Consider the following 15,183-nt stretch of genomic DNA (forward strand, 5'->3'; position numbering starts at 1 on the left):
GCCTCTGCACAGGTGCTCACTGCTATGTTGTGCCCATGAGCGCAGCAGCCGTCACCGCAGCCCGTCGCCTCGCCCAGACCGGAGAACCCCGACGCCTGGACTGGCGTCGCCGGCAGCTCACCGGGATCCGCGAGATGCTCACCGAGGACGCCGACCGGCTGACCGAGGCCCTGGAGGCCGACCTCGGCAAGTCCCCGGCGCAGTCCCAGCTGACCGAGATGGGCGTGGTCGTCTCAGAGATCGACCATATGCTCAAGCACCTGGAGTCCTGGGCGGCTCCGAAGCGGCTCGGGGTCCCGACGTTCCTGCGTCCGGCCAAGGCCAGGCTTCGGCCCCAGCCGCTCGGCGTGGTCCTGATCATCTCGCCCTGGAACTACCCCGTGCAGCTGTGCCTGTCCCCGCTGGTGGGTGCCCTGGCCGCCGGCAACACCGCGGTGGTCAAGCCCAGCGAGGTCGCTCCGCACACCTCCGAGGCGCTGGCCGAGCTGCTGCCCCGCCACACCTCCCCGGACGCCGTCCAGGTGGTGGAGGGCGGGGTCGAGGAGACTACGGAGCTGCTCGAGCAGCGCTTCGACCACATCATCTACACCGGAAACGGCCATGTGGGTCGGATCGTGATGCGCGCCGCCGCCGAGCATCTGACCCCGGTGACCCTGGAGCTTGGCGGCAAGACTCCGACCTGGTTCGACGACGACGAGAACCTCGAGGCCGCCGCCCGTCGGATCGCGTGGACCAAGTTCACCAACGCCGGACAGACCTGTGTGGCTCCGGACTACGTGCTCACCACCCACGACCGGGTGCAGCCGCTGACCGACGCCCTGGAGAAGGCCTGCCGGCAGATGTACGGACGTGACCCGCAGGCCAGCGCGGACTACGGGCGGATCGTCGACGAGAAGCACTTCGACCGCCTCTCCGCGGCCCTGGAGGAGCACACCGCGCCCAACCGCGCCGGAGCCGGGGCCGCCGTGGCCTTCGGCGGACACCACGATCGGGAGCAGCGGTACTTCGCCCCGACCGTGGTCCACTCCCCCGCCCCGCGCCGCGGACCGCAGGGACTGGACCTGACCGCCGGTCCGCGCGGCGACGACGCCCTGATGTGTCAGGAGATCTTCGGACCCGTGCTGCCCATCGTCCCGGTCGAGTCGCCGGAGGACGCCGTCGAGCTCATCCGGTCCGGGGAGAAGCCGCTGGCGCTGTACGTGTACTCGGACTCGGACGAGACCCGGGAGCTCTTCGAGGAGGAGACCTCCTCGGGCGGTGTGGTCCACGACGCCGGACTCATCCAGGCCGGCGCGGTGACCATCCCCTTCGGCGGCGTCGGAGAGTCCGGGATGGGTGCGTACCACGGCGAGGCGTCGTTCCGGCGGTTCAGCCACTACAAGCCGGTGGTGGAGAAGCCCTACACCCCGGACACCCTGGCCTTCGCGATGCCGCCGCTGGGCCGGATCAAGCGCGGACTGCTGCGGAAGCTGATGTGAGGGGAGCGTCCATGCTCGACGTCGACAGGCTCCGCAAGGTCCCGCTGCGCACCCTCTCCGGTGAGGACACCACCTTCGGAGACCTCACAGGAGACGGGGCGGTACTGGTGGTCAACGTGGCCTCGCGCTGCGGGTTCACCCCGCAGTACGAACAGCTCGAGGAGCTCCAGCGCACCTACCGGGACCACTCGTTCACCGTGCTGGGCCTGCCCTCGAACCAGTTCCTCCAGGAGATGGGCTCGGAGGAGTCGATCGCGCAGACCTGCGCGTCCCGGTGGGGCGTGACCTTCCCGATGACGGAGAAGGTGCGGGTCAACGGCCGGCGGGCGCACCCGCTCTACCGCACGCTCACAGACGCCGAGGACGTCGACGGTCGCAGCGGGCGGATCCGGTGGAACTTCGAGAAGTTCCTCATAGCCCCCGACGGCCGGTTCCGCCGCTTCGGCCCGACGACCGCCCCGGACGCACCCGAGCTGGTCGACCGGCTTCAGGAGTGGCTCAGCTGACCCCGTAGGAGACCAGCTCGCGGGCCCAGTCCTCGACGGCGGGCCAGTCGCGCCAGTCGGCGTCGAGCGGGGACTTGGAGATGCGGAGCATCAGCTTCTCGACGAAGCCGAGCTTCTCGGAGTCGATCGCGCCCCGGAAGTAGGCGATCTCGCGGGGGCCGTACCGCCGCAGCTGCGAGGCCAGCTCCCCGTCCAGGCGTGGGGCGCCGCCGACGGCGAAGGCGAACAGCGGCTTGCCCTGCAGCTCGGTGCGGTGGGACTCCAGGAACATGGGGCCGTCGGCCAGCAGCTTCTGCTTGTACACCGGCATGCCGATGACGACGTTCGAGGCGTCGTGGAGCCATCGGCCCGCCTCGGACACGTCCTTGGTGTGGGCGCGGACGCCGCGTGAGCTGAGCGTGGCGGCGATGCGCTCGCCGATCTCCGTCGTCGAGCCATGGGTGCTCGCCACAACGACCATCGTGGTCATAGGTCCTCCGCCTTTCGATGCGACATGACTGCTGGTCACGAGCCTACTTCACCCGGCGGGCGTCCACTTCACCCCGCGGGCCCCTACTTCACTCCGCGCAGATCCAGCTGCAGGCCGGTGTCTCCGCCGGACTCCACCGTGACCGGGATGCCCCAGTCCTGCTGGTAGAGGTGGCAGGCGGCGTGCATCGGGATCTCCTCCCCCGGCGCGCCGTCGCAGGCCGCTGCGCGCGCGGTGATGTGCAGGACGCCCTCGCCGACCTCGGGGTTCAGCCGCACGGTGCGGTGCAGTCCCTCCGAGGAGCCGGCGCCGTCGAGGATCAGCTCCTCCGGCGAGGCCGAGACCTTCAGCTGGGTCGGGTCGCCCCACCGGTCGTCGAGCTTCTGCCCGGTCGGGGCGGCGAAGCCGACGGTGAGGTCGAAGTCGCCCGCGGCCACCGCGGTGGTGGGCCGCTGGGTCTGCAGGGCCCCCTCGTCCACGGTGAGGTACTGCTCCGGCACGGCGATGCGCACCAGCTGGTGCGCGTTGGACTCCACCACCAGCAGGGTGGCGCCGTCGGAGTCCAGCAGCACGTCGGCCGGCTCCTTCAGCCCGCGCGCCACCGTGGAGACCTCCGCGGCGACCGTGGTGCCGTCTGCGGCCAGGTGCTCCCCGTGGTAGCGCCGCACCGCACCGTTGTAGGTGTCGGCCACCAGCACCGAACCGTCGGGCAGCGCGGCCACCCCCAGCGGGTGCTGCAGGCGGGACTGCTCCGGAGCGCCGTCGCGGAATCCGAAGTCGTAGAGCCCCTCGCCGACGATCGTCTCCACACGCGGGGCCTGCGGGTTCTGGGCCACGCGCAGCACGCGCAGCGAGGAGGTCTCCGAATCGGCGATCCAGACGTCCCCGGCGGCGTCGACGGAGAGCCCCGAGGTCTGGGCGAACCACGACTCCTCGGCGTCGCCGTCGGTGAGGCCCTCCAGGCCGGTGCCGGCCCACACGGCCAGCTCCGAGGTCCGCGGGTCGAAGGTGAAGATCTGGTGGGTGCCGGCCATGGCGACGACCAGACGGTCGGCGGCCTCGGACCAGACGACGTCCCACGGCGAGGACAGGGACACCTCCAGCGGGTCGGTGCCCAGCGAGCCGGTTGCCGGGCCGTCCTGCCCCCGGGTCACCCGCTCGGAGTCGATGAGGCGCTGCACGCCGTTGCCCGCCAGGGTGGTGACCTGCCCGGAGGCGGCGTCGATCCCCCGCAGGCGGTGGTTCACGGTGTCGGCGACGACGACGTCGAAGCCCACCTGCTCGGCGACCTCGGCGGGCATCACGGCCAGCCCCTGCGGCTCGGTGAAGCGGGCGGCCTCGGCGTCGCCGTCGCGGTGGCCCTTCTCCGGGGTCTCCGCCGCTCCCCCGCCGTAGGTGCGCACGACGGTCTCGAGGTCCTGGTCCAGCTCCACGATCCGGTGGTGACCGGTGTCGGCCACCAGGAACCGGCCCACCGAGGACTCGTCCCCGCCGAGCGGGCGGGTGATCGGCACGGCCTTTCCGGGGAAGCGAAGCGTCCGGGACACCGGCTCCGGCGGGACGTAGGGCCCGTCCCCGCGGTGCAGGGTGCCCTTGGCCTCATGCTCGGCCACCAGCTCCTCCACCAGGGAGGTCAGTCCGGCCACGTGGCCCTCCCCGGAGAGGTGGGCGGCGATGTACCCCTCCGGATCGATCACGACCAGCGTCGGCCAGGCGCGGGCCGAGTAGGCCTGCCAGGTGGTCAGATGGGGGTCGTCCAGGACCGGGTGGGCGATCTCGTAGCGCTCCACCGCGGCGGCGAGCGCCTCCGGGTCCGCCTCGTGCTCGAACTTCGGCGAGTGGACGCCCACGGTGACCACCACGTCGTCGAACCGCTCCTCCAGCGGGCGGAGCTCGTCGAGCACGTGCAGGCAGTTGATGCAGCAGAAGGTCCAGAAGTCGAGGATGACGACCTTGCCGCGCAGGTCCTCCAGGGTGACCTCCCGGCCACCGGTGTTCAGCCACCCGCGGCCGACCAGCTCCGAGGCGCGGATCCTGTCGGTGCGGCGGATCGTCTCCGTCATCGGGTCTCCTCCAGAGAGTCCAGGGTGTGGTCGGTGATGGACTCGGCCATCTCGGTGAACTCCGACGACCCGGCCGCGGTCTCCCCGATGAAGGAGACCATGACCACGTCGTCGTCCATCCGCGTGAACAGGATCTGGGCCACGATTGTTCCGCCCCCGCCGCGGTGCGCCTCGTCGTCGGGAGCGCCCTCGGGAACCTCGGTCTCCTCCCCGTCCTGGTCGCCGTCCTCGTCGCCGTCCTGGTCCTCGCCCTCGAACCCGCGCTCCCAGGAGTACGCGATGGTGCCCTGATGGCCGGACTCGGCGGCCTCAAGCTGGTCGAGCTCCACCTCGGAGACCTCGAGGTCGTAGTCCGAGCCGTGCCGGGAGAACTCGAGCTCCGGACAGGACTCCACCAGGGTGCGGACGTGGTCGAAGTGCTCGTCCACCCGCTCAGAGTCCTCCCCGTCGGAGACCGAGGCGACTTCGATGGAGCCGGTGCCGGTGAAGGTCTCGGAGCCGAAGTCCACCCGGGCCGCGTCCGTGCCCAGCAGCAGCGGGGCCCAGTCCACGGCGGCCAGCGGCTCGGCGCATTCGGCCGGGTCCACCTCGGCGTCGTCGGCGCCCTCGGCCATGGAGTCCTCCATCTGGGTGCGGAACTCCTGGACCGCGTCCTCGGTGAAGAACCCGGCCGAGTCGAAGCCGAAGCTCGAGGCCCGCTCCATCCCGGCCTCCGCCGAGGTCACCAGCCGGTCGCCGCCGGCCCGCTCGCTCTGCGCGGTGTCCTCGTCGGAGGCCCCGCAGGAGGTCAGCACCAGAGCGAGGACGGCGCCGGCAGCGAGCACGGGGCTGACCGCAGAGGTGCCGACCGCGGAGGGGCGGGAGCGGTGGGGGTGGGTCATCGTCGGGAGTCCCTCTCAGCCATCTGGGCGAACATCTCGTTGTAGTCCTGCAGCTCGGCGTCCCCGGTCCGGTCGGCCTCACGGTCGGTGCGCCGCATCTCGCGGGTGTCGTCGCGGGACCACTGGATCGCCGCGATCACGGCCATCAGCATCGCAGGGATCTCACCGAGCCCCCACATCATCTCCGCGCCGGAGCGCTGGTCCTCCAGTGCGGTGAATCCGTAGTCGTGGCCCATGTTCCCGAACCAGGAGGCCTCGATGAGGATCTCCATGTTCGTCAGCGCGATGGCGATGAAGGCGTGGAAGGCCATCGTCGCCAGCAGCATCAGCAGCCGGATCGGGTAGGCGGGCCGCTGCGGCAGCGGGTCGTCGCCGATGAGCACCAGCGCGAAGATGTAGCCGGTGAGCAGGAAGTGCACCATCATCAGCTCGTGCCCGATGTGGAACTCCAGGGCGAGCCCGAAGATCGGGGTGAAGTAGAACAGCAGGATGGAGCCGGCGAAGTTCGCCGCGGCGACCAGCGGGTGGGTCACGATCTTCGACCAGAGCGAGTGCACCAGCCACAGGATCCACTCGCGCGGTCCCCGGCTGGCGTCGGTGCGCACCGGCAGGGCGCGCAGCGCCAGGGTGACCGGGGAGCCCATCACCAGGAAGATCGGCACCACCATGGTCAGGGTCATGTGCTGGACCATGTGCCCGGAGAACAGGACCATCCCGTAGATCGCCGGCCCGCCGGAGGTCACCCAGAAGAGTCCGGCGAGTCCGAACAGCCAGCTGACCGCGCGCATGATCGGCCACCGGATCCCCCGACGCCTGACCCGCGCCACGGCGAGGACGTACCAGACCGCAAGGAACACGCAGAGCGTCACCCACAGCCAGTCAGGGCGCCAGAGCACGAAGTAGTTCGCCAGGTCCGGCGCCGGCGGGAGGTCGTAGCCGGTGAGGATGCGCGCCGGGGTCGCATCGGGGGGCAGGTCCTCCGAGGCCGGCGGCGAGGTGCGGCCCAGGATCGCCGACAGTGCGACCACAGCGGACATGATCGCGACCTCCACCAGCACCAGGCGCCGCAGCAGCCCGATGACGCGGTCGCGGCCGGGGGGCGGCTCCTCGGCGGTGAGCTGCGGGATGATCAGGCTGCGGTGCATCCACCCGATCAGGCCCAGCGCCACGATCGCGAAGCCCTTGAGCAGGATCAGGGTGCCGTAGGCGGTGGTGACCAGCTGGGACCAGGCCTCGATGCGCAGCGCCGCGTTCACCGTCCCGGACCCGGCCACCACGACGACGGCGATGCCGGCGAGGGTGGAGTACCGGCTGAGGACCGTACCGACCAGGTGCGGCTCCTCGGGGGTGCGTCGTCGGATCTCGCCGAAGAGCAGGGCCAGCACGATGAGCCCGCCCACCCAGACGATGACGCCGAGCAGGTGGAGTCCGAGGGAGTTGACCGCGGCGGTGTGGTCGTCCCCGGAGGCCGAATGTCCGACCAGCGCCATCGGGATGATCCCGGTCAGACCGAGGAGGGTGAGGACGAACACCCCGCCGGGTGCGCGCACGGCGACGATCAGGGTGGCGAAGACCGCGGAGATGATCACCATCGCCGTCCAGGCCTGACCGGTCGGGATGGACGCGATGAAGCTGATGAGGCCCTGGGTGAACCCCTCGTCCCCGGTGATCGGCTGTCCGGCCACCGCCGAGTAGGTGAGGACCAGCACGGCCAGGGCGGCCAGCGTCCAGACCACCGCGGCCGCGCCGGCGATCCGCAGGGCCTGCGTGTAGAGGGGGTGCTCCGGCTCCGGTGCGGCCTCAGCGGCGTCGCGTCGACGGACCCGGCGCCGCGGGCCGCGACGGTGGGGCATCGCCACGGCGGCGAGCAGTGCGGCCGAGACGGCCGTGGCCATCGCCAGGTGGTGGAGGAACCGGGCGACGGGCAGGCCCCACCGGGTGGCGGGGCCGGGGTCGGAGATCTGGTCCGCGGAGCCGAGTCCGGACAGGAGTCCGGCGACCACCAGCGCGACGAGCCCCGCCGCCAGGGCGGCGGCCGTCCACAGCAGGGGGGCGGAGGCTCGGCGGGTCTGCGTCACGGGGTGCGGTCCGGGCCCTCGGGGTCATCCGGATCGGTCGCACCGGAGTCCCGACCGTCGGCGGGTCCGCCCGAGCCTCCCGGCTCCCGGCGGCCCTGCTTCCACTCCTCCACCTGGTTGACCTTGCGGCGCATCATGATCACGGCCAGCAGCACGATGAGCACTCCGCCGATCCCGAGCAGGATGACCATCCAGCCGGAGGCGTCGCCCTCCTCGGAGACGGGGTCCTGCAGCTCGTCGGCCTCAGCCTCAGCGCCGGCCTCCTCCTCGTCGGCCGCCGCGTCGTCGTCAGCCGCGTCGTCGTCAGTGGCCTCGTCAGCCTCGGCGTCCTCGCCCTCGGCGTCGGCCCCGTCCTCGATGCCGGCGTCCACGGCGAAGGAGAGCTCGCCCTCCTCATCGTGGCCGTCGGAGTACACGACCCGGTAGACGACGTCGTACTCGCCGTCGGGCAGAGGCTCGTCGAAGGTGGTGGACATGGTGGCGCCGTCCACCTCGGTCTCGGTCGCCAGGTCGTCGCCGTCCTCGTCGGTCACCCGGATCTCGTTGGTGATCCCCTCGCCGGTGGTCAGCCCGTCGCCGGAGAACTCGAGGGTGACCTCATCCAGGGGCTCGGTCACCTCCGCCCCGTCCTCGGGGGTGGAGCTGATGAGCGTGTCATGGGCCCAGGCGGGCGAGGCCGTGAGCATGCCGGCACCGAGGGTGAGGGTCCCGACGGCGGTGGCCGCGGCCAGTCGGCGCAGGGCCGAAGGAGCGGGGGCGGACGTCGGAACGGCGATCGGATGCGGCATGGGACCTCCTGGTCGGTGTACGGGGACCGCCCCCGATTCTACGCCGCGTAGAAGCGCGGGGATCCCGGATGTCGGCGGGGCGGCACGGAGTCCCGTCACGGGTGTGAGACGTGGTGCGGCTCTCCCGCACTCACAGTGCGGTTCTCCAGCTGGAAGGTGGTGTGCTCGACGCCGACGTCGAAGTGCTCGGCGGTGCACCGGCGGACGTCCTCCAGGATCTCCATGGCATGGCCGTCGTGGAAGCACTCGTCCTCGAGCACCACGTGGGCCGAGAGCACCGGCAGCCCGGTGGCCACCGTGGAGGCGTGGAGGTCGTGCACGTCGACCACGTGCTCCTGGGCCAGCAGGTGGCGGCGGACCTCCTCCACGTCGAGCCCCCTGGGTGCGAACTCCATGAGCACCCGCACGGTCTCCGAGATCAGCAGGGCCGCACGCGGCACGATCATCAGGGCGATGACCACCGCGGCCAGCACGTCGGCTCGCTGGTATCCGGTGGTCATCATCACCACCGCCGAGACGATCACCGCCAGGGTGCCCAACGCGTCCAGCAGCACCTCCAGGAAGGCGGCCCGCATGTTCAGGTTCGCCCCGCGGCGCGCGGCGAGCACCCACACCGCCGCACCGTTGAGCAGCAGCGCCGCCGAGGCCACGAACAGCAGCTCCAGCGAGGCCACCTCGGGCGGATCGGCCCACCGGCTGTAGGCCTCCAGCAGCGCGTAGACGCTGATGCCCATCAGCAGCAGCGCCTGGCCGAGGGCCGCCAGGACTTCGATCCGTCGGAAGCCCCAGGTGCTGCGCGCCCCCGCCGGGCGGGACATGAGCACCGCGGCGATCAGGGCCACGAAGAGTCCGATGGAGTCGGTGAGCGAATGCACCACGTCCACCAGCAGCGCCAGGCTTCCGGTGACCACCGCGCCGACGCCCTGCAGCACCACGATCCCCAGGACGAGGCCGCAGGCGATCGCCAACCGCCGCCGCAGCTCGGGCGCCGCGGCCGCCTCGGCCGGCGAGGGGCCGTGGGAGTGACCGTGGGAGCGGCCGTCGTCGTTCATGCCTCCATCATCCCACCCGCACCTCACACGAGCCCTGACACAGCCCTGAGACGCCCCTGAGACGGGTCAGGCCCCCGACCCGCGGTCCGGATCGGGGGCCTGACTCAGCAGGAGGCGTCGGCTCACTTGCCGGTGGCGGCGCTCTTCAGCTTGGAACCAGCAGTCAGCTTGACCGAGTGGCCGGCCGGGATCTGGATGGTCTCGCCGGTCTGCGGGTTGCGACCGGTGCGGGCGGCACGCTCGGTGCGCTCCACGGCCAGCCAGCCCGGGATGGTGACCTTCTCGCCGCGGGAGACCTCCTCGGTGAAGACCTGGAAGACGGCGTCCAGCACGCCGTTGACGGCGGCCTGGGAGTTGCCCGACTTCTCGGCGACGGCGGCGACGAGTTCGCTGCGGTTCATGGCCATGGTGATGTCCTCCTGGACGTCGATCGGTATCAGTCCCCGTGATCTGGGGCTTTCGAACGGCAACCTACCACGCAGTTCTGCCGGAATCCCTGAGATTCCGCCGATTCTCGGCGATTCTCCCCCTCTGCGGGTGCTCACGACGATGCTCAGTATGATGCTCAGTATGTGGTCCGGTGCACTCGCTCCGGTGGGCTGCGGGGTATTCTGGCGCGACGAGCAGCTCAGCGACATCCCCTGACCCGTCCACCTGATCAGTGGAGGAAGGACGTTCCCGCATGTTCTCGAAGATCCTGGTCGCCAATCGCGGCGAGATCGCGATCCGGGCGCTCCGCGCCGGCGTCGAGCTGGGGGCCAAGACGGTCGCCGTCTACCCGCATGAGGATCGGAACTCCTTCCACCGGCAGAAGGCCGACGAGGCCTACCGGATCGGCGAGGAGGGGCACCCCGTCCGGGCCTACCTGGACGTCGACGAGATCATCCGGGTGGCCGTGGAGGCCGAGGTCGACGCGATCTACCCCGGCTACGGCTTCCTCTCCGAGAACGCGGGGCTGGCGCGCGCGGCCGAGGAGGCCGGGATCGCCTTCGTGGGCCCGCCCGCCGACGTGCTGGAGTCCACCGGAGACAAGGTCCGCGCGCTGCGTGCGGCGAAGGCCGCCGGAGTGCCGGTGCTGGAGAGCTCGGACCCCTCCGACGACCGCGACCAGCTGCTCGGCGAGGCCGACCGCATCGGCTTCCCCATCTTCGTCAAGGCCGTGGCCGGCGGCGGCGGACGCGGCATGCGCCGCGTCGAGCGCCGCGAGGACCTCCCCGACGCGCTCGACGCGGCGATGCGCGAGGCCGACACCGCATTCGGCAACCCCACGGTCTTCCTCGAGCAGGCGGTGGTCCGTCCCCGGCACATCGAGGTCCAGATCCTCGCCGACGGTGCGGGGGACGTCGTCCACCTCTTCGAGCGGGACTGCTCGATCCAGCGCCGCCACCAGAAGGTCGTGGAGATCGCCCCTGCCCCGAACCTCGACGAGGACATCCGTCAGGCCCTCTACCGCGACGCCGTCGCCTTCGCGAAGGCCATGGACTACCGCAACGCCGGCACCGTCGAGTTCCTGGTGGACACCGCCGGCGAGCGGGAGGGCCAGCACGTGTTCATCGAGATGAACCCCCGCATCCAGGTCGAGCACACCGTGACCGAGGAGATCACCGACATCGACCTGGTCTCCGCGCAGATGCGCATCGCCGCCGGCGAGACCCTCGAGGACCTCGGCATCCGACAGGACGAGCTCTCGGTGCGCGGCTCGGCGATGCAGTGCCGCATCACCACCGAGGACCCGGCCAACGAGTTCCGCCCCGACGTCGGGACCGTCACCGTCTACCGCTCGGCCGGCGGCTCGGGCATCCGCCTGGACGGCGGCACCGTCTACACCGGCGCCGAGATCAGCCCCCACTTCGACTCGATGCTGGTGAAGCTGACCTCCCGCGGACGCGACCGGCGCACCGCGATCGCCCGGGCCCGACGGGCCCTGGCCGAGTTCCGCATCCGCGGGGTGGCCACCAACATCCCGTTCCTGATGAACGTCCTGGACGAGCAGCAGTTCCTCGACGGGGACCTGGCCACCGACTTCATCGACAAGCACCCCGAGCTGGCGAAGGTCAACCGGTCCAAGGACCGCGGCTCCAAGGCCCTGCAGTACCTGGCCGATGTGACCGTCAATCAGCCGCACGGACCGCGGGTCGACGGGATCGACCCCCGCGACAAGCTCCCCCACTTCCCCGGCGACAAGCGCGACGAACCCGACCGCAGCCCCTTCGACGGGCCCTCGCGGGCCGCCAAGCCGGCCGGATGGCGGGACCTGCTGCTGGAGCAGGGACCGGAGGCCTTCGCACAGCGCCTGCGCGACCAGCAGGCCCTGGCCGTCACCGACACCACCTTCCGCGACGCCCACCAGTCGCTGCTGGCCACCCGGGTGCGCACCCGCGACCTGCTCGCCGCCGCACCGGCGATCTCCCACGTCACCCCGGGGCTGTTCTCCGTGGAGGCCTGGGGCGGAGCGACCTACGACGTCGCGCTGCGCTTCCTCTCCGAGGACCCGTGGCAGCGGCTGGCGCTGCTGCGCGCCGAGATGCCCAACGTGCCGATCCAGATGCTGCTGCGCGGCCGGAACACCGTCGGCTACACCCCCTACCCGCTGGAGGTGACCGACGCGTTCGTCGCCGAGGCCGCGGCCACCGGTGTGGACATCTTCCGGATCTTCGACGCGCTGAACGACGTCTCACAGATCACCCCGGCCATCGAGGCGGTCCGCAAGACCGGCACCGCGGTGGCCGAGGCCGCGCTGTGCTACACCGGGAACCTCACGGACCCGGACGAGGACATCTACACCCTCGAGTACTACCTCGAGCTGGCGCAGAAGATGGTCGACGCCGGGGCACACATCCTCGCGATCAAGGACATGGCCGGACTGCTGCGTCCGCAGGCCGCGAAGATCCTGGTCACCGCGCTGCGTGAGCGGTTCGACGTGCCGGTGCACCTGCACACCCACGACACCGCCGGCGGACAGCTGGCCACGCTGATCGCCGCCGCCGAGGCCGGGGTCGACGCCGTCGACGTCGCGACCTCCTCGATGGCCTCGACCACCTCCCAGGTCCCGGCGTCCGCGCTGGTCGCCGCGCTGGAGCATACCGACCGCGACACCGGGCTCGGGCTCGAGGCGGTGGCCTCGATGGAGCCCTACTGGGAGGCGGTGCGGGGGATCTACACCCCGTTCGAGTCCGGGCTGCCGAGCCCGACCGGACGGGTCTACCGCCACGAGATCCCCGGCGGTCAGCTCTCGAACCTGCGCCAGCAGGCGATCGCCCTGGGGCTGGGAGAACGCTTCGAGGCGATCGAGGACATGTACTACGCCGCGGACAAGATGCTCGGACGCCTGGTGAAGGTGACGCCGTCGTCGAAGGTCGTCGGCGATCTGGCGCTGCAGCTGGTCGGCATGGACGTGGACCCGCAGGAGTTCGAGCAGAACCCGCAGGACTTCGACCTGCCGGACTCGGTGATCCAGTTCCTGGCCGGTCAGCTCGGAGACCCGCCCGCGGGATGGCCCGAGCCGTTCCGCACCCGGGCCCTGGAGGGCCGCACGGTCAAGCCCCTGGACGAGACCCTCGACGACGAGGACAGCAGGGTGCTCACCGAAGGGTCCGGTCCGGAGCGTCAGGCGGTGCTGAACCGACTGCTGTTCCCCGGTCCGACGCGGGACTACGAGTCCGCCCGGGAGCACTACGGCGATGTGATGGTCCTGCATTCCCGGGACTTCCTCTACGGCCTGATGAAGGACCACGAGCACGTGATCTCCCTGGGCAAGGGGGTGCGCCTGCTGGTGACCCTGCAGTCGATCTCCGAGCCCGACGAGAAGGGGATGCGGACCGTGGTCTGCACCCTCAACGGGCAGGCACGGCCGCTGGTGGTCCGAGACGAGTCCGTCGAGGCCACCGTGCACGCCGCCGAGAAGGCCGACACCTCCAAGAAGGGGGAGATCGCCGCGCCGTTCGCCGGGGCCGTCTCGGTGACCGTCGAGGAGGGCGAGACCGTGGAGGCGGGCCAGTCGATCGCGACCATCGAGGCGATGAAGATGGAGGCCTCCATCACCACCCCGGTCGGCGGGACCGTGCGGCGCACCGTGCTCGACGGGGTGCAGCAGGTCAACGGCGGGGACCTGCTGCTGGTCATCGACGAGGACTGAACGCGCGACGAACCACGAGGACGACGCATGGAGTCCCGTGTGCGGAGGTGATCGGAGATCCGTCTGGGGAAGTACGCCTGGAGCCCCTGAGTCCTCCGGCCGCTGAGCTCAGATTCCTCCGAGCACAGGGGCGGCCAGACGTCGGGTGAGCTCCCCCGCCGACTCCTCGTGGCAGTCCGCGTGCCCGGTGCCGGCCCACAGGTTCAGGTGCTGGGCGTCGTCGGCCCGGGCCGCCGCGGCGCGCAGCGGTGCGGTCATGTGGTGGACGTGCGGGTAGCCGGCCGGGGACTCGGCGTCGTGCTCCTCGGTGAAGCTGTTCGCCAGGGCGCGGGCCGGGCGGCCGGAGAACGCCCGGGTGACGAGGGTCGGCGCGCCGGGGCCGCCGTGGGCCGCCGCCTCGAGCAGGGCACGGCGATGCGGGGCCTTGGTGCCGGCCTCCCGCGTGGTCAGATACGCGGTGCCGATCTGCACCGCGTGCGCACCGGTGCGCAGGACCTCGGCCGCGCGGTGGGGAGTGGAGATCCCGCCGGCCGCGATCAGCGGCAGATCGGTCACCTCCCGCACCTGAGTGAGCAGCTCGTCGAGACCCAGGCTGTTCGGCTCGTTCGTCATCGCCAGGGTGGCCCGGTGGCCTCCAGCTTCGGTCCCCTGCACGGCGAGCGCGTCCGGGGACAGCGCCGCGGCACAGCGGGCGTCCTCGGCGTCGGCCACGGTGAGCACCACTGCGGTGCCCAGGCGCCGGAGTCGGCGCACCGTCTCAGCGCCGGGCAACCCGAAGGTGAAGGACACGACGGCGACGGGATCCTCCAGGAGCATCTCGAGCTTGGCCGGGTAGGCGTCATCGTCGTACTCCCCGACCGTCGGCGGTTCGACGCCCAGCCGGGATGCGGGCCGGGCGAGCGCCCGTGAATAGGCCTCCAGGGTCTCCGGGTCCGGGCGCTCCTCCTCCGGGACGAAGAGGTTGACCCCGAAGGGGGCGACGGTGCGGTCCCGGGTCTCGGCGATCTGCTCGGCCAGCCGCTGCGGAGTCAGGTAGCCGCCGGCCAGCAGGCCCATCCCACCGGCGTCGCCGACGGCCGCCACCAGCTCGGGCGTGGAGGGGCCGCCGGCCATCGGGGCGGCGATGATCGGCAGGGGGCGGTGCGGCATCATGGAGCATCCTCGGGGGTGCGTCGCGGTGCCGCCGGGGCGAGCAGGGTCCTGGCCGCGGCGAGCACGAGCAGGCTCAGCAGCACCAGAAGGGCGCCGTCGGCGGCGATGTAGGCCCAATGGGCCGGCGAACCGCCCTCGTACTCACCGGCGAGCACGGCCGCGGTGCGCTGATGGAGCACGGGGCGGATGATCAGGGTCTTGATCGCGAGCACGCCCAGCACGCTCAGGCTGAGGATCCAGACCCGATGGCGCAGCGCGGTCCCGAGGACCTTCAGCACCGCGAGGAGCGGGACGAGGGCCAGCACCACCTCGACGATGTTCATCGCCAGGAACACCCGCTGGCCGATGCCCAGGCCGAGCGGGACGGTGATTCCGGGGGCGGTGAACTTCAGGGGCGCCTCGATCAGCGAGATCCCGATGAGCAGGCCGAGCCAGATGCCGGGCACCAGCAGCAGGGCGGTGCGCGCCCAGAGCGGCCCTCCCGGCGGCCCCGGCACACGTGCGACGGCGGCGGCTCCCTGTCGCCCTCCCATGCTCCTCATGCTTCCCGTGCTCCTCATGCCTCCCATTCTCCCCCTCCC

Annotated in this window: 13 protein-coding genes; 4 read left to right on the top strand and 9 right to left on the bottom strand. The window is 71.3% G+C overall.

The window, feature by feature from the left end; genetic code table 11:
• The first annotated feature begins 35 nt into the window (after positions 1–35).
• Both N7E59_RS05985 and N7E59_RS05990 read left to right on the top strand, forming a co-directional pair.
• On the top strand, positions 36–1,478 hold the full coding sequence (locus tag N7E59_RS05985) for an aldehyde dehydrogenase family protein (RefSeq protein WP_261624006.1): 1,443 nt from the start codon (positions 36–38) through the stop codon (positions 1,476–1,478).
• An 11-nt stretch (positions 1,479–1,489) separates the two neighbouring features.
• Positions 1,490–1,984: a glutathione peroxidase gene (locus N7E59_RS05990; protein WP_261624007.1), complete on the top strand. Its 495-nt coding sequence runs from the start codon at positions 1,490–1,492 to the stop codon at positions 1,982–1,984.
• On the opposite strand, the gene N7E59_RS05995 is transcribed toward N7E59_RS05990, so the two are convergent.
• The 7 genes from N7E59_RS05995 to N7E59_RS06025 form a co-directional block, all read right to left on the bottom strand.
• Complete coding sequence (locus tag N7E59_RS05995) at positions 1,977–2,453, bottom strand: flavodoxin domain-containing protein (RefSeq protein WP_261624008.1); 477 nt, start codon at positions 2,451–2,453, stop codon at positions 1,977–1,979. The genes N7E59_RS05990 and N7E59_RS05995 overlap by 8 nt on opposite strands.
• An 83-nt stretch (positions 2,454–2,536) precedes the next feature.
• On the bottom strand, positions 2,537–4,516 hold the full coding sequence (locus tag N7E59_RS06000) for an NHL domain-containing thioredoxin family protein (protein ID WP_261624009.1): 1,980 nt from the start codon (positions 4,514–4,516) through the stop codon (positions 2,537–2,539).
• Entirely contained in the window at positions 4,513–5,397 is an 885-nt protein-coding gene (locus N7E59_RS06005) for a hypothetical protein (RefSeq protein WP_261624010.1), read from the bottom strand. The genes N7E59_RS06000 and N7E59_RS06005 overlap by 4 nt, the downstream gene beginning before the upstream one ends.
• Positions 5,394–7,475, bottom strand: coding sequence for a bifunctional copper resistance protein CopD/cytochrome c oxidase assembly protein (locus tag N7E59_RS06010; RefSeq protein ID WP_261624011.1), 2,082 nt, complete (start codon positions 7,473–7,475; stop codon positions 5,394–5,396). The genes N7E59_RS06005 and N7E59_RS06010 overlap by 4 nt, the downstream gene beginning before the upstream one ends.
• Positions 7,472–8,263 carry a copper resistance CopC family protein gene (locus N7E59_RS06015; RefSeq protein WP_261624012.1) on the bottom strand — a complete coding sequence of 264 codons (792 nt, stop codon included), beginning with the start codon at positions 8,261–8,263 and terminating at the stop codon, positions 7,472–7,474. Before N7E59_RS06015 ends, N7E59_RS06010 begins: the two co-directional genes overlap by 4 nt.
• A 95-nt stretch (positions 8,264–8,358) precedes the next feature.
• Positions 8,359–9,315 carry a cation diffusion facilitator family transporter gene (locus tag N7E59_RS06020; RefSeq protein ID WP_261624013.1) on the bottom strand — a complete coding sequence of 319 codons (957 nt, stop codon included), beginning with the start codon at positions 9,313–9,315 and terminating at the stop codon, positions 8,359–8,361.
• Between the two features lie 122 nt (positions 9,316–9,437).
• Complete coding sequence (locus N7E59_RS06025) at positions 9,438–9,722, bottom strand: HU family DNA-binding protein (RefSeq protein ID WP_315942991.1); 285 nt, start codon at positions 9,720–9,722, stop codon at positions 9,438–9,440.
• On the opposite strand from N7E59_RS06025, the gene N7E59_RS06030 reads away from it, so the two are divergent.
• Together N7E59_RS06030 and N7E59_RS06035 are read left to right on the top strand one after the other, a co-directional pair.
• Positions 9,715–9,960 carry a hypothetical protein gene (locus N7E59_RS06030; protein ID WP_261624014.1) on the top strand — a complete coding sequence of 82 codons (246 nt, stop codon included), beginning with the start codon at positions 9,715–9,717 and terminating at the stop codon, positions 9,958–9,960. The two genes, N7E59_RS06025 and N7E59_RS06030, sit on opposite strands and share 8 nt — an antisense overlap.
• A 37-nt stretch (positions 9,961–9,997) precedes the next feature.
• Positions 9,998–13,450, top strand: coding sequence for a pyruvate carboxylase (locus tag N7E59_RS06035; RefSeq protein ID WP_261624015.1), 3,453 nt, complete (start codon positions 9,998–10,000; stop codon positions 13,448–13,450).
• Between the two features lie 108 nt (positions 13,451–13,558).
• Here the strand turns inward: N7E59_RS06035 and N7E59_RS06040 are convergent, their stop codons facing one another.
• Both N7E59_RS06040 and N7E59_RS06045 read right to left on the bottom strand, forming a co-directional pair.
• On the bottom strand, positions 13,559–14,602 hold the full coding sequence (locus N7E59_RS06040) for a nitronate monooxygenase (protein ID WP_261624016.1): 1,044 nt from the start codon (positions 14,600–14,602) through the stop codon (positions 13,559–13,561).
• Positions 14,599–15,144, bottom strand: coding sequence for a hypothetical protein (locus N7E59_RS06045; protein WP_315942992.1), 546 nt, complete (start codon positions 15,142–15,144; stop codon positions 14,599–14,601). The genes N7E59_RS06040 and N7E59_RS06045 overlap by 4 nt, the downstream gene beginning before the upstream one ends.
• Between the last annotated feature and the right edge of the window lie 39 nt (positions 15,145–15,183).

This window comes from Nesterenkonia marinintestina (assembly GCF_025420485.1).
Taxonomy (GTDB): domain Bacteria; phylum Actinomycetota; class Actinomycetes; order Actinomycetales; family Micrococcaceae; genus Nesterenkonia; species Nesterenkonia marinintestina.